The sequence below is a fragment of the Bacillus sp. H1a genome (assembly GCF_000633475.1).
Classification (GTDB): Bacteria; Bacillota; Bacilli; order Bacillales; family Bacillaceae_G; genus Bacillus_A; species Bacillus_A paramycoides.
The window spans coordinates 70,159-95,813 of the sequence record NZ_AYMH01000021.1; the positions used below are offsets into that span (position 1 = coordinate 70,159).

Genomic DNA, 25,655 nt, shown 5'->3' on the forward strand with positions numbered 1-25,655 from the left:
TATTACCTATATTTATATATTATCAAAATAAACGGAATATTCAAAGGACATCCAGTCTTTATTCACAATTTTTCCCATTCGATAAATTTTGATGCGCCCTCCTCTTTATTTTGCGCACCCATAAAACAGTAAACCTTTATATAGAGATTTTAAATACTATCATGTGTGAAACAAAAAACATCCAAAACTATCACTATATGTTGGAAGAAATTAGAGGTCACTCTGTCTATACCGAAGGTCACATGAAAATTAAAGATGTAATTATGGGAATGGAAGAAGCTTATAAAAAGTTTGAAGAAGATTCATTAAAAAATACTTAAGTAATTACAACCAAAACTATAGTAAAAAGCAGATAGCGAATCATTCTACTATCTGCTTTCACATTATTTTATAGCTGCTTTCATTTTCCTTTTTGATACTTCACCCAATCACCAGAAATGATAACCTTCTTCAACATTTCTTTATCTTGAGCAACATACACATATACATGTACTTCTCTATCCGCAAAATATACTGATTGTGTAAGCCGGTCATATAGATCAGTCTCTGCATTACCAGTATATTCTTCGAGTTCATCTAATTTTTGCAGCACATCATCATTTACTTCATAAATTTCCCCATATACTTTTTCCTCGCTTGAACAAATCATTGCTGGATACCCTTCTCCAGTATCAAATAATTTGCCATACGTCCATGCTCCGTCTGCGATACATGTTGCACCTTGCATATAATGAGCATTCGTTTGCTCTTTTCTTAACGTACCATAAACGAAAACGTGATGCATATATCCTTATCCCCTTTATATGTCTCTACTTCCTCATTTGTAAATAAGCGCGAATCATAAAGTAACTCACTTCATCTGGAAGTTGTTCTTTAATTGATTTCAAACCACCTTCTGCATGTTGCACGGCATTTTCAATGAGAGATTCATACTCTGCTGGAACGAAGCTTTTCCAGTCTACTTCCATACCATCTTCATAGCAACGAATTAAATGATTTTCGATTGTTTGTCTTGATAAATCACGCTTTTTCGCAATCTCACCTAGATTAATGCCTTGTTTATACATTTCATACGTTTCTAAATGAGAATTTGCTGATGCTTTCCCTGACTTTTTACGCTCTGAAACAACTTCCGTCTTAATTGTTTCAGCATAGTTTGGATTTTCTTCAATAAAGTGCTGAACTGCTTGTAAGAAGTGAGAACCGTACTTCACAAGTTTGTGTTCTCCAATTCCTTTTACAGTTAAGAGTTCAGAGTCACTTTGTGGCATTTTCACACACATATCTTTTAACGTTTGGTCAGAGAAAATAACGAACGGCGGTACACCTTCTCCTTGTGCAATTTCTTTACGCACTTCACGAAGTACTTCAAATAAAGGATGGTCTTGAACAATTTGTCTCGTTTCTACTCGTTCTTTGCGTAAAACGTTCTCTTTACCAAGTAATACTTCTTTCCCTTTTTCCGTTACTTTTAATGTCGGATACGTACCATGTTCAACTGCGATTAACTCCTCTGATATTAAAAACTCAATAAACTCACTAACTTCTTTTACACTACGGTTTGATAAAAGACCGTACGTAGGCAAAGTATGAAAATTGAATTCAATGACTTTCTTATTTTTCGATCCAGTTAATACTTGTGCAATCATTTGTTTTCCAAATCGTTGATTCGTCCTTATCATACAAGATAGTACCATTTGTGATTCTCTCGTCACATCGATACTTTCACGGTCGTCAGTACAATTACCACAGCGGCCACAATCTTCCTTCGGTTCTTCTCCAAAGTACTGTAAAATAAATGATTGTAAACATTGTTCTGTATGACAGTAATCAGTCATATTTTGGAGTTTTTCAAGCTCATTAGAAAAACGAGATTCTCCTGTTGATTGATCAATTAAAAAGCGTTGCACTTGCACATCTTGTGAAGAATATAACAAAATACATTCACTATCTAATCCATCACGACCAGCACGTCCCGCTTCTTGATAGTAACTTTCCATATTTTTCGGAAGTTGATAGTGAATAACGTAACGAATATTCGATTTATCAATCCCCATACCGAATGCAGATGTTGCTACCATAACACTGACTTCATCTCGTAAAAAGAGTTCTTGCTGTTCATTTCGATCGTGATCGCTCATACCAGCATGATATTTCGATACCGAAACTCCTGTTTTCCCTAAATCTTCATATAATTGATCGACTACTTTTCTTGTAGCTGCATATATAATCCCAGATTCCTTCTGATTTTGACGAATATAATCTGCTAAATATGCATTACGATCCTGTCCTTTAATTACCGAAAACGATAAGTTCTCGCGCTCAAACGTTGTCATAATTGTATTTTCTTGATTAATTTCAAGCGTGCTACAAATATCATCACGTACTTGTGGTGTTGCTGTGGCGGTTAACGCTAAAACTAGCGGTTTTTCCGGAAGATAATCTAATATACGATGTATATGTAAGTAACTCGGGCGGAAATCATGTCCCCACTGTGAAATACAGTGTGCTTCATCAATCGCAATCATCGGGATTTTCATGTCCATAAGTTGGTCAACAAACTCCATAGAATCAAGACGCTCAGGCGCCACGTAAAGCAACTTGTAATGTCCTTGTTTCGCCAATTGGATTCGTTGATTTGCTTCTGTAATAGAAATAGAACTATTAATATATGTAGCGGAAATACCGTTTTGTATTAATGTATCTACTTGATCTTTCATAAGTGAAATCAAAGGTGATATAACTAATGTTGTTCCTTCGAATACTAATGCGGGAATTTGATAACAAATTGACTTACCACCGCCCGTAGGCATAATACAAACCGTATCTTTCCCATCTAATACATTTTTAATTGTTTCATCTTGTCCTCTTCGAAATGACGAATAACCGAAATAAGACGCTAAAAGTTCTTGAGCTTTTGTAAACAAAAAAGAGTCACCTGCTTTTCTATATCTTTCATCTATTCCTATTATATCATCACTTATGCGTCATGAAAGTGATGAATGAAAGAGTTATATATAATCTCTCATCAAACTGATTCTCGCAAAACACAAATCTAGTACACAAGGAGAAAGAATTTCAATATAAATATTCATTTTATTTCCCTTCCTAGAATACTACTAATCGTATACATATGAATTTGAGGAGGTTAAAATATGAAACGTCGTTACAATAGCTCTATCCAGCCTAAAGCGTCAAATAAACAACTCCAATTCTCTAATAATGATGCGTGGAAATATGAATCATTTTATAAGTATCAGCCTTTATTTTCTTATAGAAAGCTATTTAATTTCCTTTCTCAACTTTTTAGGCGTTAATACATGTGCCAAAAATAAATCATTCACACTAATTTTCTCAATATAAAACGTATAGACTTACTACAATACAGTTGTTACCATATTTAATAATCTGTTGGATAAACCCCTTATGTTGACCTGCTTAAATTAGCAGGTCTTTTTTATGATTGCATATTCCAATGTATCCTAATCTGGATTACAGGTCTTTTCTCCATTTTAGGACCCTATTCCACTCACTACAAATGACTATTATCAAAAAAAGCAAACTACAAATCAGTTACATTCATTTAAGCAATTCATTTTTTCTCAATACACAAGGTGAATTTCATTTGTTACTATGAAAGTACTCCAGATGAGTTTTTGCTCATCAACATTATCTAGTTAAAGGGATCTGCCGCGGGAAGCAGATCCCTTTGACTTTATTAAAAAGTACCCTTCCCATTTGGACACATTTACCAGGTTTTTTTGAGAGAATTTTATGTTAACATTACGGAGTCGAGTCCGACATCTCGGCAATACCCTTTTGAGGCCCCGCAATTTCCCTTGCAGGGCCTCTTTTATGTTAAACTTCATTTAATTCATATATCTCGTAATCAAGTTTTCGATCTTCACCATTCTCTTCAATCCACTTCTTTTTCAATTCTCAAAAAAATCCTTGGACACGTAACTTAAAAATAACTTTTATCATACTGTGATGTATACATGTTCAAAGGAGTGTAACTATTTATGTATACTTATTGGCAATCATATTACTCCCCCACTCATAACCCTTATGGGAACTTTGATTTATTAACACGAAATTACCGAATTAGTAAAAACGAGAACTTTTTAAAAGGTTATATGCGTTCTTTATGGGAACAACATGTCGCTTGGACGAGATTAGCTATTATAAGTATCATCTTTAACTTACCAGATGTAGATGCTACTGTTGGACGTCTTCTACAAAACGCAACACATATGGGACTATCTCTTGAACCGTTCTATGGTGAAAATGCAGTTAAAAAATATAGTGCATTAATTAAAGACCACTTAGTTATCGCTGCTGACCTTGTTAAAGCCGCAAAAGCAGGCGATCAAAATGCCGCTTCATCTATAGAGAAAAAATGGTATGCAAACGCAGATGAAATTACTGATTTTCTTCACAGTATTAACCCGTATATAGATAAGGAAGACTTTAGAAAGATGTTTTATGAGCATCTAGCACTAACAAAAGCTGAAGCACTCGCCATTTTAAATAAAGATTATGCTTCAGGCGTAAAACTGTACGATAAAATTGAAAAAGAAGCATTGGAAATGGCTGATACTATAACGGATGCAATCGTAAAACAATTTCCTCAAGTATTTCAATAAAAACAAGCCGATTTCTCTTCAAATCGGCTTGTTAAATTTTCTATCTATATGATATTTACACCTCACCTCTTTACATTTGGCTTATATCGATATATTTTATTAATAGCCATTTTTATAGGAGGAAATAGTTTGATTAACGCCATTGGTCTCGTTTTTATCCTTACTAATAAATACGAGAAAAAGAAAAAAGTTTATCTAAATGAGAAATTTGCACTAATAGACATAATTGATTCTAAAGAGGTATATGATGATGAAGGTAATTCATTAGTAGAACTAACTTGTAAATACAGTATTTACTTAGATGAAAAATACTATTGTAAATCTCTCGATGATTATACTGGACAAGTATTCCCTTTCTTAAGTGCAAAAATAGGAAAAGGTCTCCTTAGAAATTTAAATTATTATTTTTCTTACATTGATGTATATGATAAAAAACCACCTGTTAAAGAAATAAGACCTCTTATGAAACATGTAACTAACAGATAGCAGAAAGTATTCAAAAAGAAAGCACCTAACTTCAGATGCTTTCTTTTTTTGAATCACTAACTCGCTAACTTTCATCGCCTTCTAAATATATGTACCCAAGCATACTTTAAAATAAAAACATTGGAGGATTAGGCTGAATGAAATATTCAGAATCAATCGTAAGTAAACGGCTTCGAAGACTTAGAACAGTTGGTGTAATTTTTATACTATTTTTAATCGCGTGGCTTGGATATACAAAATTTCTTTATGGAAATGGTTTTCTTTTAGAAAAGAAAGATTCAGTTGAAGCAATGAATACTAGTGCTACTGGAGAAATAGAAAAGAATTTCCATGTAAACTTACAAGGCTTTCGCAAAACGAACCTTGATACACTTATAGAGGCTAGTAAAACCGATCTGAGCGAACTATCCTTAATTGAGCTTATCAATACATCTTGTTCTCAAGATTGCATAAGTGAACCTTCAACTTACGTTAAATCAGACCACGGATATATCTTTTATAAGGAATCTAACGGTACTAATGTAGCTTTAAAAATTAAAAAACAAGCTACATGGGAAATTGAAAAAAAATCTGTTCAAAATGGAATTTAAAAGATTCATACACAAAAAAGAGTACTTACTTCAAAGTACTCTTTCAAAAAAAATTACCACTCTATTTTATATGTATCAATGTGGTGTAATTTGAATCTATAGTACTAATTCATCCCTATACTTCCTGCTGCGCTTCCACAGCCCCCTTCAACCTCTGTAACATATACCCAATCCCTCTACATCCTTCTAACGGATATGTAATGATTTCTTCTGGATATAACTTCGTCACTACTTTTTTATGCTTCTTCCCCGCAAGTAAGACAATTTCATCAAACTGAAGTAAATCTTTTTCAACCATCTGTTTTTGTAATTGTTCTAAACTAATAATCTCAATACTCTTTGAATCAAAAGCGAGATTATAGTTTTCCTGTACAATATCATTTGGCCTTAAAAATCCATGCTTTGCTGATAATATAACCCAGTTCTCAAAAAACTCCGTTGCGTACGCCTGACATGCTTTTCCGAATGGACTAATATATACATCTTTTGCCTCTGTCGGGCCGTAATCTGGGTACTTGTCCCAAATTTTCTTTTTTCCACACGGAATAATGCATAATCTTTTCATCGTTATTTCTTACCTCACTTCTAACTTTTTAAATTTAAAAATAGAGAATTCTCCACTTCTTCATACTCAGCTTCTATGTCTCCAATTCCCACAACGTTCCAACTATTATTTTTTTCTACCGGTTTTTCATTCATAACGATATGAACTTGTTTCATATTTTTATAATCTTCTTCAAAAGATGCTAATACAGGCTGATTTAGCATATATGTTTTATTATGTATACTTACACTTAAAAAGGTTTTATGTAATACTTTATTTCCATTTAAATTTACGTTCATTGGATTAAACATATTTAATTTTATATCCCCTATAATATACAGGTGATATCCTTTTTTCTCATTGAATTCTTTAAAGTCCTTGTCTCTTTCGTTTTGAACCAAATGAATCAATTGCTTTGTTTCATTACTTATTATAATTTCATTGTTTAAACTCAAATCCACATTTATATTTGTTTCAAAAAAGTATATAGTGATTTATCACTATTAAAGAAGCTCGTTTCCCACTCAGGAAGGATTTCATCTAATAATAAACATAAAAGCATTCCGGAGCTATAGCAACTCTTCCTTATGTTATAATTAGCTTCATATGCATCTAAAATTAATCTACTATATTTTCGTAATGTTTCGCTCTCATCATTTTTACAAACTGTATTGTAAGCATTCATTTCAACATACAAAGCTGGCCCTTCTATACTTTCAACCATACACTCGTATGTTATAAACGCTTCTTCCATAAAATTAGCCCTTTGCTCTCTTAGTTCAATAAATTTCTTAATATAGTTATTCTTCTCAGCTTGTGACTTACAATGAACAGCATCATATAAACAAATTCGTTCTTTATTACGTAATTCAATATTTTCTTCTAATATAGGATATTGGAATCCTAGAGATTCATTTGGAAATCTACTTTCTTCATTCAAATATTGATAACAATGAAAAAGCTCATGCACCACAATCGCAAGTAAACTTTCATAATCACTATACCTATTCATATTGACGATGGCAGTTGGATAATCTTTGAATATGATAAATGTATCCCCTTGAAATTGTTCATTCCAATTTAAAACGGTATACCCATCATCATCCTCTGTCAAAAATAATGGATGCTGAAATACATACACATGCTCATCATCATATAGTGCAAAAGCAGCCCTCTTAAAATCAGGCCATAGCTCATACAATAAATCCATATTTATATCTTACTTCATTCTATTTAATATATTGTCCATTATACAAATCGCCCCTTTATCATTCTACATATATCTCTTCTAACCTATTTCTAAATAACCTTTTCATTTACATAATTACCAAAAAATACATTTGTTGTACTTAGTCTCTCAAATGCAAACCTATCATGTATTATATAAATATAGACATAATATTAAGTATTAAAAGGAGGTGAACGACTATGAAAAATATACTCCCAGCACTATTACTCTATATTATTGTTTGTATTATCGCAGTTATCATTCCAGCATCTGACGGCTATAATTCTGTAGGATGGAAATTATTTGTCGGGCAAGCGTACGCAATACCTATTTTCATTATTGCTGCTATTATTACATTTTATATAAATAAGAAACGATCTTATGAATAAAGAGTAAAGAGGATAGCGAATGCTATCCTTATTTTAATTCGCTTATAAACTTCAATACAGCTCCAGCAGTACTTTGTACCATTTCTTGCGAAAAATCAAATGTAATACCTGTATTTCCATAAATCTCCTGTATGGCAACATTCCAATCCGCACTCGCTCCCTCTTTAAAAAAAGTAATCGCTTTTTCTTGATCCTCACGATATATTTGAAATAATTGTAGTGCTCCTAATTGTGCGATTGCATATTCAATTTTGTAAAAAGGAAACTGAACATAATGGAAAGATTCTATCCAGCTCGTACTAAGTTCTTCCTCAACACCTGTAATATTAACTGATGAATACTTATACCTTTTACATAATTCAAGATATTTCTCATCGCGTTCTGCTGGCGAATGGTTCGGATTAGTATAGAGCCAGTGTTGAAATAGGTCACCTGAAACTGGCGTAATTAATAAAGACAAAGCTCGATGCAGTTGTTCTTGTTGTGCTTTCTTATATTCATTCTCTTCCTTATAAAAAATATCAAGCTTATCCATTAGTAATAGCTCGAGACTATGAGAATACAGCTCGGCTACTTCTTCACGAAGATAGTTTTCTTGCATACTACTTTCATTGTTAAACTGTTTATAGAAATGAAGCGCATGACCCACTTCATGTATGAGTGCATTAATTGCGTTAAATGACGGGCTAAAATTAGAATAAACAAAAACATCTTTACTATGAGGGAAAGTAAAACAAGCAGCTCCCGGCGCCTTATTTTCCCGTTCTTCTACGTCAATTAATCCTGATTTCCTTATATGAATAAATTCCTCATGAAAATATGAATCCGTCTTTCGTAACATCTCTTCAACCCCATCCAATAAATCATTGGAATTTTGAAATGAAACTTTCCGCAATGTACAAGGAGCAAGATCCCACGGACGATACGCTTTTACACCAAGATCCCTTTTAAAAAGATTGCCTAATCGTTTCCATACGGGTACAACAAGCTTCTCTATAGATTCATGAAGCACATAACAGTCTTCAATACTATATTCTCTGTTTTTTAGCTTAAAAATATATTCGCTATAATTGTTAAACCCTGCATTTAGGGATATTTGATTCCGTAATTGTACAAGTTCATTCATAATACAATCTATTTCTGGTTTTACTACACTTCTTGCTTCACATAAAGCATGCCATGCCTTTTCACGAATGTTTCTATTTGGGTTATCTAACTTTGCTTTAACGTATGCGTACGTCCTTATTTCGTTATCCCAATTGATTGTTATGTTAGACATTATTTCTCTATACTTCGTTATAAGCCCCTCTTCCTTAACGGCAAGAGAAATATTCTTTTCATTAAATATTTCGCTCTTCACCAATCTTATTTTTTTCATATATCCGTATTTTCGTTCATCTAATAATTTCGAAAACGGACAATCAATAAATTTCTGATCAAATTTTGCATTATATTTTTTAAAAAGTGGTTGAATCGCATTTTGATTATACTTATGTAAATCACGCATAGCACTATCTTTTGTATCTCTATACACAGCAATTAAATGACTCGTTAACACCTCTTCTACTTCAGCAGTTAAACGCTGTTCCTTCATTAGCCATTCCTCTAATTCAGCAACAGAAGAAATATTTTGATTTAAAAGTGATCGAAATTTGTTTTCCAACGTTTCCAAGTCATAGCATTTCCTATTTTCATCCCATTTTAACGTCTTTGAGCCATTAAACATACGCAAGCCTCCTTGTTAAAAATTCTAATTTTCTGTCATTTAAAAAGAGAAAAAAAGGACAAGCAGCCAATCTGACTACTTGTCCTTCCTGTTTATCCGTACTCAATAATATTAAGCTTAGAATGCTTCTGTTAGTACTGGTACGATTTGTTTTTTACGAGATACAACACCTTTTAAAGTAGCTGTGTTGTTTTCTAATGTTACGTTGTATGCTTTCTCAACAACGTTTGCTGCTTTACCGATCGCAAGACCGACAGAGTCGTTAGTTAAGATGTCAGTTACAACGAATAAGAATAGGTCTAAACCTTTTTCTTCTACTACTGCAGAGATAACTTTTTCAAGTTCCGCTTGGTGTACAAGAACGTCGTTTGTGTCAACAGCGTTTACTTGTGCGATTTCAACTTTCGCGTTACCCATTTGGAATTCTTTAGCATCAAGGGAGATTAATTGCTCCATTGTTTTTCCGCTTAAATCAGCACCAGCTTTTAACATTTCTAATCCGTAGCTATCTGCGTCAACACCAGCGATTTCCGCTAGTTCACGAGCAGCTGCAACGTCTTGTTCTGTGCAAGTTGGAGATTTGAATAGTAAAGAATCTGAAATGATTGCAGATAACATTAAACCTGCAACTTCTTTACGAATTGCAACGCCATTTTCTTTGTACATTTTGTTTAAGATTGTAGCTGTACAACCAACTGGCTCACAACGGTAGTATATAGGATCGCTTGTTTCAAAGTTAGCAATACGGTGATGGTCAATAACTTCTAACACTCGAACAGATTCGATATCGTTAGCACTTTGTTGACGCTCGTTATGGTCAACTAAAATAACATTGTCCACTTCGTTTGCTACTGTCTCAACAAAACGCGGTCCTTCTACTTTAAAATAGTCTAACGCAAATTGAGTTTCACCGCTGATTTCGCCTAAACGTACAGGCTCAGCATTCATTCCTAATTCTTTTTTCAATTCTGCATAAGCAATTGCAGAACAAATTGCATCTGTATCTGGGTTTTTATGCCCGAAAACTAGTACTTTTTCCATGATTTCCACCTCTTCATGAAAAGGATATCTTAAAGAAGCAAATATGACAATATTTTAGACACATTTTTTTATAAATAATTGCACTTTCTTCTATATTTTACATCGTTTTCACAAAAAAAGATCATCTAAGATGATTTAGATGATCAAAGGCTATCTTTTCTTAAAATAATGTAGGAACTTGCACTACATTGTTAAATGCTAAATTTGCAGCTAAACCATTATTTACAAGGTTCACATCAATAACTTGATAAAATGCATTTCCTGTGTCTGCAATTTCCCAAACCGCTAAAATAAGATGATATCCACTTCGATCAGTAGGTACATTCGCCTCAAGGGTTACTGTTGTTTCTGGTCTAACTCCACCATCATTTTTCACATAGAAAGGTACTAAATCATTTTATAATAAATTACCGTTGCATCTAACTCACCATTCGGAGAAATTGCATACCCCGGTATTTTACCCGATTCTTGATAGTCTAATGACTTGTACAATCTATTGGAAGGATCTCCTTCTCTAGTATCTAATACTAAAAGAGACCTGTTTTCTTGTTTTGCTCTCTCTTCTGCTTTTTGCATAAGTGAACGTCCAATACCATTACGTCTATAGTTTGAATGAGTCATTAACTTGCAAATCTCGGCTCTATGGATCCCGTTAGGCTTTGTAACTAAGTGTAATTGAATACTACCTGCCACTTCATTGTTTACTTTAGCAACATACAATATCACTTCTGGTGCTAAAACAGTTTGCCAATAATTTGTTGCTTCTTTTTGTTCAAGTGTAGGTAAAAAACCAATTGATGCTCCATCATCTACTACAGTTTTCAAAAGTTCAGAAAGCTCTTCAATATCTTCATCAAGTCGTTTAATCTCTTCTATTACTAAACTTTGCATTCCTTTTCCCCCTTTTGTTTAATCAATATATACTTGTATATTATCACTAATTAAACTAGAAAAATTTAACAATTTTAATCATTATTAAAAATACTATAGTAATAAGAAGATATATAATCTCTACTTTTTGGGCTTGAATAATTATTTATAGTATCGAAGAAACACCTTGTTTGACTTATTAAGCAATGACAAAGGTTGTATTAAGGCATTTGAAAGAATAGCTTCTGTGGTTTAAAGTCTTGTATAGCTAATAACACTGTATTTTATACATTTTTAATCTTCAATTTTAGGGGCGCATTTAAATTTGGAATACGCGCTTTTGTTTTGGTGGAACAGCTTTTATAGAAGGAATAATTAAATACTAAGGTGAATTTATTTTAAGATATGATTTTTTAGAGAAAGGACGACATCATGAAATATATATTAAACAGGACATACGCAAGAGAATTACTCGAATGGGCATATGAACAAAACCCAGGTCCTTGGTTCAAACATTCAATTAATGTTGCCCATGCAACTGAAAAAATAATTGTAGAACTTATTAAAAATGGGTATGACCTAGATGCTGACATAGCATACAATGCTGCCCTCCTGCATGATATAGGAAGATACAAAGGTTTTACCAAATCTGTTATTCATTCCTATGATGGTTATATGTATATGAATGATTTAGGGTATACCGGAAACGCCATTATATGTGTGACGCATTCATTTCCTTGCAAAAATGAACATATAGATATCGCAGCGGAGTGGTGTCTTGTTCCCGATCATATGAAAATCCAGTTGGTTGACACACTGAATAAACATAGTGACTACGACTTATATAATAAAGTAATTACCCTCTGTGATGCTCTCGCTGACGCGGATGGCTTTACTACGCTTGAAAGAAGATTGGTTTCCGTTGGTTTACGTCATGGCACAACCTCTCATACCTCATTACATTGGAAAGGTTTCTATGCAATTAAGAAAGAATTAGAATCTTTAATCGGTAAGAGCATATACACACTTCTCTCTGATGTAGAGAAATCAATTTATGAAGATATAGAATATTGAAATAAACACCATCACTTCAGCACAAGAGCGAAATTATTGAAGAAAGAGTTCTCCCATCAATCAAAGAAATAAAAAAGCAGTTTAAGGAGTTGATATATATTTTAGAAAGAAGTGGAGAACGTGAAATACAAATTAATACTTGGCAAGAAAGCAGCCTTAATCTCCTTTTTAAAATAAACGCCCCAGAAATGATGGAATATCTAGGAGGACCTGAAACGAAAGAACAAATTTTAAAACGACATAAACGTTATCTTAAACTTGGTGATAGCGGGCAAATGTTTAGTATTACTCAATCTCCCGATTTTGTGGAGGTTGGTTCTATCGGGTATTGGAAAACTACTTGGAATGATGAAAGTGTATATGAAATTGGATGGAGCGTACTACCTCAATTTCAAGGAAAAGGAATAGCAACACTCGCAGTTAAACTAGCAATTGATGCAGCAATGAAAGAGAATAAATATAACTTTATACATGCTTTCCCTTCAATTCATAATCCTGCTTCAAATGCAGTTTGTCGTAAGCTTAACTTTACATTTATTTCTGATTGCGAATTTGAATACCCACCAGGTAAATTAATGCATTGTAACAATTGGCGGTTAAAAATAAATACAGATTGAAAATGATAAAATTTATATGTATGATTCTAAAAAACTCTTTCAAAAGTGGAGGGATTGCTTATTAGTAAGATGGGATTTGACTTAATAAATCATAAAGGTAACTTTGATTTTGGGTATGAAAATATAGCGGATATATCTAGGAGATGTAAGTTTTCTAACTGTTCGCATACAAATGAACCACAATGCGCGGTAAAAAAAGCTATCTCTAATGGAATTCTTTCTGAAGAAATATTTAATAATTATTATAGAGATTTAAACGAAGCACAATATGTTTCTAAGCAAAGAAATAAAACAAAAGCTATTGACTATATGAAACAATTGAAACTCTTTCAAAAAAATTAGGCTAAAATAAAAAGCTCTCCGTACAAGCTTATTTTAAGGAGAGCTTTCTTGCGTTTAATGACTTGGATTTATCAATTTCACCATGCACTCTTGCACTGAAATCAACTAAACCAATACTCCACACTTGCCCTACTAACCATTCTACTAACTTCTCCATCCAAATCCCCCTTATAATTCTTTTGAAAAAGCAATTTTATATATAAGAAAACGGACAACCTTTATCCAATCTACCAGTTGTCCGCATCTTTCAATATTCCATCATTCTTTTATATTTACCCAAACACTCTTCACTTCTGTATAATTATCAAGTGCATATGAACCTAATTCACGTCCAATACCAGATTGCTTATATCCACCAAATGGTGCAGCAGCATTTTCTAAGTTATAATCATTAATCCACACTGTTCCTGCCTTTAATTTATTGGCAACTTGATGTCCTGTTTTAATATTTTGTGTCCATACACCCGCTGCAAGTCCGTAAGACGAGCGATTCGCTCTTTCAATTACTTCTTCAGTCGAATCAAATGAGAGTACCACTACGACTGGTCCAAATATTTCTTCTTTGACGATTGTCATATCGTCTGTAACGTTCGTGAATACTGTTGGCTTGACGAAATAACCTTTTTCAAATGCACGTTCTCCACCAGCTGCAACAGTAGCGCCTTCAGCTATTCCTTGTTCAATGTAATTTAGCACACGCTCTTGTTGCTTTTTAGATACGAGCGGTCCCATTTCAGTTTCCTGTTCCATACCTGCTCCAAGCTTTACGTCATTTGCCATTTTTACAAGTTCATTTACTACTGTTTCATAATGTTTCCGATGAACAAACACGCGAGATCCTGCACTACAATTTTGACCATGATTATACATAATTCCTTGGAACGCACCGTTAATCGCTTCGTCTATATCAGCGTCTTCTAAAATGATATTTGGTGACTTACCACCAAGTTCTAACGTTACATGTTTAATTGTTTCTGCAGATTGACGCATAATATATTTCCCTGTAACTGTTGAACCTGTGAAAGCTACTTTATCAATATCATGATGGTTTACAATTGCAGCACCTGCTTCTTGACCGAAACCTGGTACAAAGTTTACAACACCGTTTGGAAAACCAGCTTCTTTAAAAAGCTTCGCTGTATATAGTAAAGATAAAGGTGTTTGCTCTGCCGGTTTTAATACAATCGTACAACCTGTCGCAAGTGCAGCACCCATTTTCCAAGAAGACATAACGAGTGGAAAATTCCACGGAATAATTTGGCCTACAACGCCAACAGGTTCATGGCGTGTGTAATTTAAGTAATCTTTTGAAATCGGAATCGTTTGCCCGATAATTTTTGTAGCCCAACCCGCATAATAACGGTAATTTTCTACTGTCGCTGCAATGTCATCTTCAAGTGCAACTTGATATGGTTTTCCATTATCCAATGCTTCTAGCTGTGCTAATTCTTCTCTATGCTCCTCAATTAAGTCTGCTAGTTTATATATAAGATGCGCTCTTTCAGCAGTAGTCATTTCTGTCCAAGGGCCTGATTCAAATGCGGATCTTGCCGCTTTTACTGCGATATCAATATCTTCTTCTTGCGCTTCACACACGACCGCAAGAACATCCTCTATCGCTGGATTGTAAGTTTCAAACGTCTTCCCACTAGTAGAAGGAACAAATTCGCCATTAATAAACATTTTAATTTCTTCATTTAAAAACGCTTTCACTTTTGGTTTCAGCTCAATGTTTGTCGTTAACATATATACTCTCCCCTTTATTTAAACAGCTGCATGGGCTGCAATTTCTGATAAAGTGAAACTTTAATCAGCGGGGGGGTTTTCCCCGCTGATTATTAGTTGAACCAATCGGGCTTTTACGGGCAGTCCGACTCCCACATAACTTTCTTGCATCTACCGCATTTTGAGGTGGGGGTCAAACTGCCCGTTTATGCGGGATAAAATCGTTTGAAGTTTTTGATCTTCTTCTACAGTTAAGCCTAGTCTCGGATAACGTGAAGGCCCCCCAGCTTGCCCGTGTAATTCCATTGAACGTTTAACGATTTGTACATATTTTCCTGATCCTTCAAGAAATTCACAAAGAGGTAAAATAGCATCATTTATCTCCCACGCTTTCTCTAACTCCCCATTTTGAAAATGCTCATACATTTTCGTAACGAGACCTGGAACGATATTTCCTGCTACTGAAACCCATCCCGTTGCACCAACTAAATAGGATTCCATAACTAAATCTTCAGATCCGCAGAAGACTTGAAAAGCACCTTCGCCTTGTCTTACTAAATCTCTCGCTTTTCGAATATCTCCGCTAGATTCTTTAATATGTGTAACATTTCCACACTCTTTTCCGATACGGAGCATTAGCTCTGTACTCATATCAACACCAGAAGTAAATGGGTTATTGTATAACATAATTGGTATATTCACAACGTTTGAGATTTCTTTAAAATGAAAATAGATTTCCTCTTCTTTCGGTTTACAATAGTAAGAGTTAATAATTAATGCACAATCCGCTCCGTGCGCTTCTGCATGTCTCGTATATTCAATAGTTTCTTTCGTCGTCTCGGCAGCAGTTCCAACAATTACTGGAATACGGCCATCAACTTCTTTCAATACTGTTTCTACCATCTTAAATCGCTCTTCTTTTGATAAACTAACAAATTCTCCCGTACTTCCATTAATAATAATTCCAGCTACTTTTTGCTCAATAAAGTAGTTTACGTTTTGTTTTACACCATCCCAATTAATCTCTTGAAACTCATCCATCGGCGTTATTAATACTGGAAATGCCCCTTTAATCTTTTGCATCTTTATCTCTCCCTTTAACATTTTATTTTAATAAGAAACCTGTCGGAAATGGATCTGTAGGGTCTAATATAAACGTCTGCATTCCTGTAATAAATCCTCTACTTTCAAAACGGAAAATGTATCCTAGTTCTTCTTTCTTCACTTTTTCCACTGTTATAAAGCTATTAAATATACTTTCGTTTTTAAAAGGTTTATCCGTTGTAAAATCATTTTTAAATAAAGCATTAACATAAGACACAATTGTAGAAACAAACCCCGGTGAACGCACAATAAAGTTATCCTCATGAAATGTAATCGTCTTTATATGATTTTCTTCTTTTGACGAAGGATCTACTAAAATAAGTCTTTTTATAATAGATTGTTTTTGAATAGCTTGAAGTGTAGCTTCTCCCCATTTTTTTAATTTAGAGATGTTTTCAATACAAATTTCTGGCGAATACGTATCCTTTTCTACAACTGCATATACTTTATCTGCTTGTATGAGAGAATAACGTATATTACCAATCTTCAAGTCTTTCTCAACCATATAACATAATTTGCTTTCAAACGAAACAGATATAACTTCATCATGCTCTACATAAGCGTTAACTGAAAATATGCCGGATAACGTTTCAATTTTGTATTGATTTGAATCTCTCTTTTTTAAATATCCGCTTTCTAGTAACATCGTTATTACCGCAACAATGCCGCCGTAATGAAGAGGAATGGATCCTTCATGATTAAAAAACAATACAGCTGCATCAACTTCATTATGAATAGAAGGTGCAACAATACATCCATTTAAACCGATAAAACCACGTGGTTCATTTAATAAAAGCTTCATTTCTTCTGCTAATTCGCCTGAAAATTGTTCATTTAGTTGCTCCAAACTGTAGTAGTATTTGCATGGTACGTCTTTAATTACACGAAATGCCTCGCCAGCTACGTGCACATCTACTGCTGTATACATTTTTTGAATGTTCATTTTACATCCTCCGTTTCATGTTCCATCGGCGGAATTAGCAAAAAGCCTTCTTTAAGTGGATCCTTTTCATTGTAAAAAAATCTATGCATCCCCATAAGCCAAGCTGAACCGGTAATCTTCGTTACTACAGCTTCAATATTTTCTACATATGTCGTATTTATGACACACCCTTTAAATAGAGAGCCCACAATACTCTCATGAACGAATTCTTCATTGATGTCGATTTTTTTATGAGCGTATAATACAGCTAATTTCGCTGATGTTCCTGTACCACATGGAGACCGATCAATTCCACCTGGTGGAACAACAACTGTATTTTTTACATGCGCACTTTCATGAGTAGGATCTGTATAAAATTCAACATGTGTTAATCCTCTTATAAACGAATATTGCGGATGAATAATTTCAAACTTCTCATTAATTGTATTTCTAATATAAATCGCCTTATCAATGATTGTAGATGCGTTTTCTGGTACTAACTCTAGTCCTACTGACTTCGCATCGATAATGGCATAAAAATTTCCTCCATACGCAATATCAGCCTCTACAGTTCCAATTCCATCGACGTGTACAGAAATATTTTTCAGTAAAAAAGCTGGTATGTTACAGAAGGAGACTTCTTTCGCCTTACCATTTTGAACAGTAATATCTACTTCAACTAAGCCAGCTGGTGTATCTAACTTTAAAGAAGTAACCGGTTCAACTACAGGAATTAAACCTGATTCAACTAAAGCTGTACATACACCGATTGTATCGTGACCACACATCGGTAAATATCCACCTGTCTCTATATATATAACGCCTATATCAGCTTCCGGATGACATGGATCTGTTAATAGTGCTCCTGACATTACATCATGACCACGCGGTTCATTCATTAACAATTTGCGAATCCAGTCATACTCCCTTTTCATATGTAACATCTTCTCTGCCATCGTCTCTCCTATTAACTTAGGAAGTCCGCTAATTAATGTCCTCGTTGGATTCCCGCCCGTATGTGTATCAATTGTCGTAAAGACTCTTTGTGATCTCATCCGTTTAACACCCTTTCTGTAAAACGACTCAAACGAAGTGGTTCAATAGGAATGATTGTTTCTTTTTCATTTAATAACTCTTCAATCACTTTCCCAGTAACTGCTGCAAGACTAATTCCATCACCTTCATGTCCTGCTGCAATAAAATAATTCGGAATATGTTCCACTCTTGAAATTATCGGCAAATGATCTTCTGTCCACGGGCGTAATCCAGCATATGAACGAATTACCATCATATCCGCCATTTTCGGATAAAAACGAATTGCTCTATTCGCAATACATTTAATTACCTCGTTATTAATTCTCGTATGAAACCCTACAAATTCTCTACTACTACCAATTAAAAAATTTTGGCTTTCTGTTGGCTCAAACACAAGAGCTACCCCGTATTTTTCAGTTAAAGCATCCACTTTTCGTTTTCCACCAAATTTAGAAATTAAATAACCAAATTCCATTACTTTACGAGAACCTACGTGCTGTTGTCTTGAAGCTACAATAATATGTCCCTTTCTCGGTTCAATTGGGATATTCACATCTAACATCTGTCCGATTTTAGGAGCCCAAACACCGGCTGCGTTCACAACTTGCTTCGCGGTAAACGTCCCATTTGTCGTTTCTACAATAAAGGATCCGTCTAAATCCCTTTTCATTTCCTTTACTTCTGTATGATTAAAAGCTTTCGTACCAAATTTTTTCGACTCTGCAAGAAGTGAAAAAGCAAGAAGGTATGGATTTACAGTCGAATCAGTTGCGCATTCTAAACCACCCAATAAATCATCTGCAAAAAATGGTGATTCCTCTCTTATATCTTGTCTATCAAGCATTCGAAACGGTAAACCAGCTTCTTTTTGACGATTCACCCATTGCTGCGCTGCCTCCATCTCTTCGTCTGATTCACAAACGAGAATGCTACCTGGTGCTCTATATTCAAATGAGTGCTCCAACTCTTCACTTAATTCAGTTACTAATTTTTGACTTACTAACGACATTTGACTATCAAACCCTGGGTCTTTATCAATCGCTAAAATGTTCCCGTCACACCGTGAAGACGTCCCACTGACAAATTCCCCTTTTTCAATGATTGTTACGTCTCTTCCGTATTTTGATGTGTAATAAGCGATAGAACAGCCTATAATACCACCGCCTATTATTAAAACGTCACAGTGTCTCACATAGCACCCCTCCTTTCTCCTAAATCTCTCACTTTCTATTTATGCAATTGGTGTGCCAACTCTACATGCAGAAATATTTATATAAAATAATTTTTATTTGTAAAAATATTTTAAATTTATCGTAAATAGGTGTATTATTTTTTTATCACTGTCTAAATTTTTATACATAATAGGAGGGCACTATGGCATTTTCATTTCCAACAATAAAAGAGTTTATAAAAATTTTGTCAATTGATCGTACAAGTATCGTTAAGCACATGAAACAGGTAGGTGAAAAATTTTATTACATCCCTTCATCTACTGAAGAATGGAGTTGCGCAGTTATATATGAAGAGGACTCTTTCACTGCTTTAATCGACGCATTTTCTCATGAACCAGCCGTTGTCATCATTAACGAAAACCAAGAACCTATATGCTGTATAACTGCTCAGCAAACGATTCCTTTTCTTTATAAGTACTACAATGAACTACAAGCTTTTTATAACACTGTTATTCAAACGTCGGATTCTTCTGTTACAGTCATCGACGATAAAGAATGCGTTCGTACTTGGACAGATGGTGCTGAGAAAATCTTTTCAGTCAACCAGAATGAAATTATCGGACAACCCATCACTCGTTTTTTTGATTATAAAGATTTAGAAATTTTACATTCATTACATGACGGAAAAAGTATAATCGCCCAGTTCCATCAGCCTCGTCCTGATTTGTTCGTATTAATTAATTCAAACCCTGTTTATTGTAACGATGAAATTATCGGAGCAGTCGTTTCTGAAACAGATGTTACAAATCAAGTTGTATTGAATGAAAAATTATTTAATATGTCGCATGAAATGCACCGTTTAGAACAAGAAGTAGCAAAATATAAAGATACATCTGACCCTTTCCATGCGATGAATGGAAAAAGCCCTGTCATACAAAGAACGATTCAATTAGCTAGAAAGGTTTGTTCTGTGAAATCTACAGTTTTAATACTTGGCGAAAGTGGTGTTGGAAAAGAAGTATTTGCGAAGGCAATACATGAGGCGAGCGAAACAGCAAATGCCCCTTTCATTTCGATTAACTGCGGTGCAATTCCAGAAGCATTATTTGAAAGTGAATTGTTCGGTTACGAACGAGGAGCGTTTTCTGGTGCGAATAGTAAAGGTAAGAAAGGTAAAATAGAGCTTGCACAAGGCGGTACTTTATTCCTCGATGAAATAGGCGAAATGCCGCTCGATATGCAAGTGAAACTTTTACGTGTACTGCAAGAACGAAAGTATTACCGAGTTGGTGGAGAAAAAGAAATAAATATAGATTTCCGCATCATCGCTGCTACAAATCGTGATTTACAAGAAGAAATGAGAAAAGGAACTTTCCGAGAAGACTTATATTATCGCTTAAATGTAGTTAGCTTGCATATTCCGCCACTGCGTGAAAGACGAGAAGATATTATCGAATTAACGTACTCCTTCTTAAACGATTTTTCAATAAACTATAACAGACCAGTTCGCGACTTACCTTCAAGCATTATGCATGAGTTGCTTCATTACAATTGGCCAGGGAATATCCGCGAGCTCCGCAACGTAGTTGAAAGACTCGTCGTATTTGCGTCAGACGGCATTATAAAACAAGAATATTTACCGTTTCATACAAATGATACTTTAGAGAACCAAACGTCTCATTCCCCATTACACAGCAACAATAACACGATTCTTTCATTACAAGAAGAGATGGATGAGCACGAGAAAAAGGTAATTGAAAGAGCTTTACGCATTTTAGATGGTAATAAATTAGAATGTGCGAAACAACTTGGGGTAACGAGGGCCACATTATATAACCGTTTAAAAAGACTTGGGTTACAATAATCAACCACTCCTCCTCTATATTGGCATAGTTTTTGCATCATAATTAGTGAAAACCGAACTAGAGGAGGAATACATATGACGAATAAAGAGAACTTAATTGTTTGTCGTTGTGAAGAAGTTACATACGGACAACTACAATCGACAATTGCTGAATATAAATGCTCGGCAAGGGAATTAAAACTACGAACACGTGCTGGCATGGGATTTTGTGGTGGCCGCACATGTAGAATGATGATAGATCGAATGATTGAAAGTACAAACCCTGACATAACTCCTAATGAAATTCCATTAAAATATCAGCCACCAATACGTGCAGTTACTTTCGGAGCGGTAGGTGAAAATCAATGAGTAGAATTACACATCACCCTATTTTAGGTAGTTTAAATAATAGTCAGCGCATCACTTTTCAATTTAACGGTCAACAATACGAAGCATATGAACATGAAACGATAGCGGCTGCTTTACTAGCAAACGGAATACGAACGTTAAGAGTCCATGAAGATAGTGGAACGCCGCGAGGTATTTATTGTAATATCGGGCATTGTTCTGAATGCCGAGTGACGGTAAACAATCAAACGAACGTACGAGCGTGCTTAACTGTTGTAGAAAACGATATGGTTGTTGAAAGCGGAAAACAGCATCCAAATATCGTAAGAGAGATGGTGAAAAAGCGATGAGCGATGTAATTATTATTGGCGCAGGGCCAGCGGGATTATCAGCTTCCATCTCTTGTGCACGTTTTGGACTTAACGTACTTGTTATTGATGAATTTATGAAGCCTGGCGGACGATTATTAGGACAGTTACACCAGGAAACTACTGGAGAATGGTGGAACGGAATAGAAGAATCGAAGCGACTTTACCAAGAAGCAAAATCACTTTCAGTCGATATTCGATGTGGTGTTTCTGTCTATAATTTAGATAAAGATGAAAGTTCTTGGTTCGTACATACAAATATCGGTACGTTAGAAGCACCGTTTGTACTTATTGCTACTGGGGCTGCGGAGTATTCTATTCCCCTTCCCGGCTGGACACTTCCAGGGGTTATGTCAATTGGAGCGGCTCAAGTTATGACAAATGTCCACCGAGTCCAAGTTGGTAAAAAAGGAATTATTATCGGTGCTAACATTTTGTCATTCGCCATTTTAAACGAATTACAACTAGCTGGAATCACAGTGGATCACATTGTACTTCCAGAAAAAAGCGAGTTAAGCCAAAAAGCTGGTGAACCAGAGGAAGTTTTGAACTCCCTTTTAAATGCAGCTCACCTCGCTCCGTCCGCTTTCCTACGTATAGGTAGCCGTTTTATGAAATATGATTGGATTCGAAAAGCTGGATTAACCTTCTATCCAAATAACGGGATGAAAATAAACGGAACACCACTTCATCTCCGAAAAGCTGCACTTGAAATTATCGGTACAGATCAAGTTGAAGGTGTACGTGTTGCTAACATTGACTCTAAAGGAAATATTATTAACGGATCAGAAAAGATACATGAGGCAGACTTCGTTTGTATTGCCGGAGGTCTATATCCGCTTGCCGAGCTTGCCGCTATAGCGGGATGCCCTTTCCATTACATTCCGGAATTAGGCGGACATGTTCCACTTCATTCAGAAAAAATGGAAACCCCTCTTCCAGGTTTATTTGTAGCTGGAAATATTACCGGAATTGAAAGCGGAAAAATCGCGATGGCGCAAGGAAATGTCGCTGGATATTCAATTGTAAAACAAGCTAATAGAAATTCCAATTCGGTTGAACAACACTTGCAGCAAGCAATTCAAAACGTCCACACTGTACGTCAACAAGCTGCAATTCAGTTTAATCCGATGGTTAATGTTGGTAGACGAAAGATGAATGAGATTTGGCGTGATTTTCAATCATTTGAAGAAAAACAACAAAAGAAAGCGTGAAAAACTAGCATATAAAAAAGCGGTGGATTACATTTCCGCCGCTTTTTTATAATTTTTAGTACTACGCCTAGTACTTCTGTTACATTAATTACAGGAACCAAAAGTAATTACCTATTTTTCATTCCGACTAAAACTTTCGATATCGACATCCATAAATTTACAAACATTAAAATTCCGCAAATATTAGCGACGACTATATACAGTCCTATAAATTGGTTTTCAAAGTGGAATAATGGAGTGTAATAAATGGCCATTATTAAAGCTATAATCATTGAAAACAGAAGCCGTTTTTTCCTAGTTATCATATAAACGCAATACAAAAACGTATAATAAGCCCAGAATTGCGCAGCATACCATGCATGAGATAGTCGAATACCTGTTTTCGTATGCAAAGTTGTTAAAACCAGTATGCATATTACAAGTACCGCAATTAATGGCGCGATTCTAACAAATTGCAAAAGATTTATTATAAAGCGTTTTTTTGAACTGAGATGATTTACTTCATACTTAAACACCTGTTTCGTTATGTAATGAACAAAAAATATTAATCCTACACTAATAACTAACATAAAAAATATCATTACTATGCCTTCTTTTCTGAAATTTTTATCAACTATATTTTAAAAATCAATAGGACTTAACCTAATAAAAATTACACCAAATAAAATTTTTATTAAACCATCTACTACAAAAAAGACATCTAGATTTACGTTAGTAATGATTAATCCTATGGATGCATTGATTATTAAAATAACGGACAGCAAAAACATAATCTTCCCATGTACTGGAATAAACGGTATAAAGTGAATACCTACTGCTAAAAGAATTAATAGCCAACAACTTCTATAATCATCACCACCAAAATGAAAAGCGAGAAAAACTAAAATAGCCAATATAATTATTGAAAAATTAGCCCACTTTTTTTGTTCCGGTGTTCCAGAACCAACCGCTAATCTCCTCCTAGTTTTAGGGCTTAATTGCCATATCATTCCTAGTATATAAACAATAATAAAAGGCCACACATTTGGATATCCGTTATGATTTATTAAAAGTAAGAACATTGCTGTTCCAGCAATTATTAGCCAAATTCCATTAATCTTTTGCCTAGGATATTTATAAGTTTGTGTTTCCAAGTTCCGCTCTCCCTATCTGAATATTTCTAATATCAACAATTGACACGCTCCTTTTTTTCAAGAACCTCTATAAGGAAGTTCAGCTAAATTCACACCATCGTTCTTCTACCTCGCTTTGAATAACAAAATATATGATTTCTAAAACATCATAACAAAAATAGTTGTAACTCTTTTGTCACAATTCGTCGAATAGATAAATAAAAGTCGTTTTATGTCAAAAAACATTCCAAATGAAATTTACGATTTATTTGGAGAGCCAACTTCGGACTAGATAGTTAAAATGATGCAAATACTAAATTGAACGTACATGACATACTGGATTTTATCCTAAAAGAAGAAACATACTAACAATATGAATCAAAATAAAAACTGTTAGAGCATACAGCTCTAACAGTTTTATTGTTCGTCATTATTAAATTTCGCTAATGCGTAAATGCCTTCTTCATCATCTAATTCAAGTTGCAATCTTGCTGCAAATGAATTGACATTGTATTCTCGATCAAGCAACAAGCGTAGTGCTTCGATTAAGTTTGCTTGAATTAATATTTGCTTGCGACCATTTACCTCTACTTCAGCAGAGAAACCGTAGTCGTCATCATACATTAGTTCAACTAAAACTTCTTCTGGCCCAACTTGTCTTTTATCAGCGATATATACACAAAGTGCATTTATTAGCTCTTGTTCAGAAATTTTTATTGTTTCCATGCTACTTCATCCGCCTTTTTCTTACGTTGGTTTTTGAAGTATTTAAATGCACGAACTGCTAACATTACGATACCAGCCATTACTAACATATTTACCATAAACGCTAATACAGAACCAAGAGCTCCCATATTTGCAAATAAGCTACCCATTAGTAAACCACCAAGACCACCTAGTAATAAACCTTTCATAAAGCTTCCTTTATTACTTTTTGGCGCTGTGTTTGTTGCTTTTGTTTTTGAATCAGTTGTTGTTTTTTGTGAATTTACATTAGAATCTTTTTTGTTTAAATCAACTTTTGACTTTTGACCTGAACTTGGTGTATATGATTTTTTACCAGATTTGTAACTTTTCGCTGCCGCATGATCTACGAACATAAAGCTACTAGCCCCAAAGATAACCATGAATGCTGTCATTACTGCTACAAGTTTTTTCAACATATTATATCCATTCTCCTTTTATATAGATATATGTGAAATCTATCTTTCTTGTAAATTTAGAATGATAGATTTGTTTTAAAACCATTTTAAAGGTTC

The 25,655-nt window shown here is 34.6% G+C and carries 28 protein-coding genes and 2 pseudogenes; 12 read left to right on the forward strand and 18 right to left on the reverse strand.

Features of this window, described 5'->3' with window-relative positions; translation table 11 throughout:
- Nucleotides 1–400: 400 nt before the first annotated feature.
- Together U860_RS0110930 and recQ are read right to left on the reverse strand one after the other, a co-directional pair.
- Nucleotides 401–784, reverse strand: a complete 384-nt coding sequence (locus tag U860_RS0110930) for a gamma-glutamylcyclotransferase family protein (protein ID WP_025148556.1) — start codon at nucleotides 782–784, stop codon at nucleotides 401–403.
- 25 nt (nucleotides 785–809) lie between these two features.
- A complete protein-coding gene (recQ, locus tag U860_RS0110935) occupies nucleotides 810–2,927 on the reverse strand; it encodes a DNA helicase RecQ (protein ID WP_025148557.1) in 2,118 nt (705 codons plus the stop codon).
- A 228-nt stretch (nucleotides 2,928–3,155) separates the two neighbouring features.
- On the opposite strand from recQ, the gene U860_RS35835 reads away from it, so the two are divergent.
- From U860_RS35835 to U860_RS0110955, 4 genes are all read left to right on the forward strand, one after another.
- Nucleotides 3,156–3,317 (forward strand): hypothetical protein, encoded by a 162-nt coding sequence (locus U860_RS35835; protein ID WP_081806679.1) that lies wholly within the window; start codon nucleotides 3,156–3,158, stop codon nucleotides 3,315–3,317.
- 705 nt (nucleotides 3,318–4,022) lie between these two features.
- On the forward strand, nucleotides 4,023–4,646 hold the full coding sequence (locus tag U860_RS0110945) for a hypothetical protein (RefSeq protein WP_025148558.1): 624 nt from the start codon (nucleotides 4,023–4,025) through the stop codon (nucleotides 4,644–4,646).
- A 129-nt stretch (nucleotides 4,647–4,775) separates the two neighbouring features.
- A complete protein-coding gene (locus U860_RS0110950; RefSeq protein WP_002172294.1) occupies nucleotides 4,776–5,132 on the forward strand; it encodes a hypothetical protein in 357 nt (118 codons plus the stop codon).
- A gap of 137 nt (nucleotides 5,133–5,269) precedes the next feature.
- On the forward strand, nucleotides 5,270–5,722 hold the full coding sequence (locus tag U860_RS0110955) for a hypothetical protein (protein ID WP_025148559.1): 453 nt from the start codon (nucleotides 5,270–5,272) through the stop codon (nucleotides 5,720–5,722).
- 115 nt (nucleotides 5,723–5,837) lie between these two features.
- Here the strand turns inward: U860_RS0110955 and U860_RS0110960 are convergent, their stop codons facing one another.
- Together U860_RS0110960 and U860_RS35020 are read right to left on the reverse strand one after the other, a co-directional pair.
- The gene (locus U860_RS0110960; RefSeq protein ID WP_025148560.1) at nucleotides 5,838–6,287 is read right to left on the reverse strand and encodes a DUF6884 domain-containing protein; all 450 of its coding nucleotides are present in this window, start codon (nucleotides 6,285–6,287) and stop codon (nucleotides 5,838–5,840) included.
- A 20-nt stretch (nucleotides 6,288–6,307) separates the two neighbouring features.
- Nucleotides 6,308–7,476: pseudogene (locus tag U860_RS35020) on the reverse strand (peptide ABC transporter permease).
- A 218-nt stretch (nucleotides 7,477–7,694) separates the two neighbouring features.
- On the opposite strand from U860_RS35020, the gene U860_RS0110970 reads away from it, so the two are divergent.
- Entirely contained in the window at nucleotides 7,695–7,883 is a 189-nt protein-coding gene (locus tag U860_RS0110970) for a DUF4017 family protein (protein WP_025148561.1), read from the forward strand.
- Nucleotides 7,884–7,911: 28 nt separating this feature from the next.
- Here U860_RS0110970 and U860_RS0110975 read toward each other — a convergent pair whose 3' ends face one another.
- The 4 genes and pseudogenes from U860_RS0110975 to U860_RS0110990 all read right to left on the reverse strand — a co-directional run bounded on the left by U860_RS0110975 (nucleotide 7,912) and on the right by U860_RS0110990 (nucleotide 11,541).
- Complete coding sequence (locus U860_RS0110975) at nucleotides 7,912–9,609, reverse strand: M3 family oligoendopeptidase (RefSeq protein WP_033795405.1); 1,698 nt, start codon at nucleotides 9,607–9,609, stop codon at nucleotides 7,912–7,914.
- 117 nt (nucleotides 9,610–9,726) lie between these two features.
- Entirely contained in the window at nucleotides 9,727–10,650 is a 924-nt protein-coding gene (gene ppaC, locus U860_RS0110980) for a manganese-dependent inorganic pyrophosphatase (protein WP_029952942.1), read from the reverse strand.
- A 160-nt stretch (nucleotides 10,651–10,810) separates the two neighbouring features.
- Nucleotides 10,811–11,044 (reverse strand): annotated as a pseudogene (locus tag U860_RS0110985) (lytic polysaccharide monooxygenase); the annotation flags it as partial.
- On the reverse strand, nucleotides 11,038–11,541 hold the full coding sequence (locus U860_RS0110990; RefSeq protein WP_025148564.1) for a GNAT family N-acetyltransferase: 504 nt from the start codon (nucleotides 11,539–11,541) through the stop codon (nucleotides 11,038–11,040). The gene U860_RS0110990 and the pseudogene U860_RS0110985, both read right to left, overlap by 7 nt.
- Nucleotides 11,542–11,952: 411 nt before the next feature.
- On the opposite strand from U860_RS0110990, the gene U860_RS0110995 reads away from it, so the two are divergent.
- The 3 genes from U860_RS0110995 (at nucleotide 11,953) to U860_RS0111005 (ending at nucleotide 13,553) form a co-directional block, all read left to right on the forward strand.
- Nucleotides 11,953–12,594 carry an HD domain-containing protein gene (locus tag U860_RS0110995; protein ID WP_025148565.1) on the forward strand — a complete coding sequence of 214 codons (642 nt, stop codon included), beginning with the start codon at nucleotides 11,953–11,955 and terminating at the stop codon, nucleotides 12,592–12,594.
- Between the two features lie 92 nt (nucleotides 12,595–12,686).
- On the forward strand, nucleotides 12,687–13,211 hold the full coding sequence (locus U860_RS0111000) for a GNAT family N-acetyltransferase (protein WP_081806683.1): 525 nt from the start codon (nucleotides 12,687–12,689) through the stop codon (nucleotides 13,209–13,211).
- 69 nt (nucleotides 13,212–13,280) lie between these two features.
- The gene (locus U860_RS0111005) at nucleotides 13,281–13,553 is read left to right on the forward strand and encodes a hypothetical protein (protein ID WP_029952943.1); all 273 of its coding nucleotides are present in this window, start codon (nucleotides 13,281–13,283) and stop codon (nucleotides 13,551–13,553) included.
- A 28-nt stretch (nucleotides 13,554–13,581) separates the two neighbouring features.
- On the opposite strand, the gene U860_RS36820 is transcribed toward U860_RS0111005, so the two are convergent.
- From U860_RS36820 to U860_RS0111035, 6 genes are all read right to left on the reverse strand, one after another.
- Nucleotides 13,582–13,710, reverse strand: a complete 129-nt coding sequence (locus U860_RS36820) for a hypothetical protein (RefSeq protein ID WP_275887049.1) — start codon at nucleotides 13,708–13,710, stop codon at nucleotides 13,582–13,584.
- 101 nt (nucleotides 13,711–13,811) lie between these two features.
- On the reverse strand, nucleotides 13,812–15,299 hold the full coding sequence (locus tag U860_RS0111015) for an aldehyde dehydrogenase family protein (RefSeq protein ID WP_025148568.1): 1,488 nt from the start codon (nucleotides 15,297–15,299) through the stop codon (nucleotides 13,812–13,814).
- A gap of 150 nt (nucleotides 15,300–15,449) precedes the next feature.
- Nucleotides 15,450–16,382: a 4-hydroxy-tetrahydrodipicolinate synthase gene (gene dapA / locus U860_RS0111020; protein ID WP_115610309.1), complete on the reverse strand. Its 933-nt coding sequence runs from the start codon at nucleotides 16,380–16,382 to the stop codon at nucleotides 15,450–15,452.
- A 1-nt stretch (nucleotide 16,383) separates the two neighbouring features.
- Nucleotides 16,384–17,325, reverse strand: coding sequence for a proline racemase family protein (locus U860_RS0111025; protein WP_025148570.1), 942 nt, complete (start codon nucleotides 17,323–17,325; stop codon nucleotides 16,384–16,386).
- The gene (locus tag U860_RS0111030; RefSeq protein ID WP_025148571.1) at nucleotides 17,322–18,359 is read right to left on the reverse strand and encodes a proline racemase family protein; all 1,038 of its coding nucleotides are present in this window, start codon (nucleotides 18,357–18,359) and stop codon (nucleotides 17,322–17,324) included. Before U860_RS0111030 ends, U860_RS0111025 begins: the two co-directional genes overlap by 4 nt.
- Nucleotides 18,356–19,531: an FAD-dependent oxidoreductase gene (locus U860_RS0111035; protein WP_025148572.1), complete on the reverse strand. Its 1,176-nt coding sequence runs from the start codon at nucleotides 19,529–19,531 to the stop codon at nucleotides 18,356–18,358. Before U860_RS0111035 ends, U860_RS0111030 begins: the two co-directional genes overlap by 4 nt.
- Before the next feature lie 182 nt (nucleotides 19,532–19,713).
- Here U860_RS0111035 and U860_RS0111040 point away from each other — a divergent pair, with 182 nt between their 5' ends.
- The 4 genes from U860_RS0111040 (at nucleotide 19,714) to U860_RS0111055 (ending at nucleotide 23,284) form a co-directional block, all read left to right on the forward strand.
- A complete protein-coding gene (locus U860_RS0111040) occupies nucleotides 19,714–21,375 on the forward strand; it encodes a sigma 54-interacting transcriptional regulator (RefSeq protein WP_025148573.1) in 1,662 nt (553 codons plus the stop codon).
- A 75-nt stretch (nucleotides 21,376–21,450) separates the two neighbouring features.
- Nucleotides 21,451–21,723, forward strand: a complete 273-nt coding sequence (locus tag U860_RS0111045; protein WP_002172313.1) for a (2Fe-2S)-binding protein — start codon at nucleotides 21,451–21,453, stop codon at nucleotides 21,721–21,723.
- Complete coding sequence (locus U860_RS0111050; protein WP_025148574.1) at nucleotides 21,720–22,052, forward strand: (2Fe-2S)-binding protein; 333 nt, start codon at nucleotides 21,720–21,722, stop codon at nucleotides 22,050–22,052. The genes U860_RS0111045 and U860_RS0111050 overlap by 4 nt, the downstream gene beginning before the upstream one ends.
- Nucleotides 22,049–23,284 carry an NAD(P)/FAD-dependent oxidoreductase gene (locus tag U860_RS0111055; RefSeq protein WP_025148575.1) on the forward strand — a complete coding sequence of 412 codons (1,236 nt, stop codon included), beginning with the start codon at nucleotides 22,049–22,051 and terminating at the stop codon, nucleotides 23,282–23,284. Before U860_RS0111050 ends, U860_RS0111055 begins: the two co-directional genes overlap by 4 nt.
- Before the next feature lie 107 nt (nucleotides 23,285–23,391).
- Here the strand turns inward: U860_RS0111055 and U860_RS36340 are convergent, their stop codons facing one another.
- The 4 genes from U860_RS36340 to U860_RS0111075 all read right to left on the reverse strand — a co-directional run bounded on the left by U860_RS36340 (nucleotide 23,392) and on the right by U860_RS0111075 (nucleotide 25,559).
- The gene (locus U860_RS36340) at nucleotides 23,392–23,865 is read right to left on the reverse strand and encodes a hypothetical protein (protein WP_025148576.1); all 474 of its coding nucleotides are present in this window, start codon (nucleotides 23,863–23,865) and stop codon (nucleotides 23,392–23,394) included.
- 39 nt (nucleotides 23,866–23,904) lie between these two features.
- Nucleotides 23,905–24,417 (reverse strand): DUF6609 family protein, encoded by a 513-nt coding sequence (locus tag U860_RS0111065; protein ID WP_025148577.1) that lies wholly within the window; start codon nucleotides 24,415–24,417, stop codon nucleotides 23,905–23,907.
- Between the two features lie 396 nt (nucleotides 24,418–24,813).
- Nucleotides 24,814–25,122: a YxcD family protein gene (locus U860_RS0111070; RefSeq protein WP_025148578.1), complete on the reverse strand. Its 309-nt coding sequence runs from the start codon at nucleotides 25,120–25,122 to the stop codon at nucleotides 24,814–24,816.
- Nucleotides 25,110–25,559, reverse strand: coding sequence for a hypothetical protein (locus U860_RS0111075; RefSeq protein ID WP_025148579.1), 450 nt, complete (start codon nucleotides 25,557–25,559; stop codon nucleotides 25,110–25,112). The genes U860_RS0111070 and U860_RS0111075 overlap by 13 nt, the downstream gene beginning before the upstream one ends.
- Between the last annotated feature and the right edge of the window lie 96 nt (nucleotides 25,560–25,655).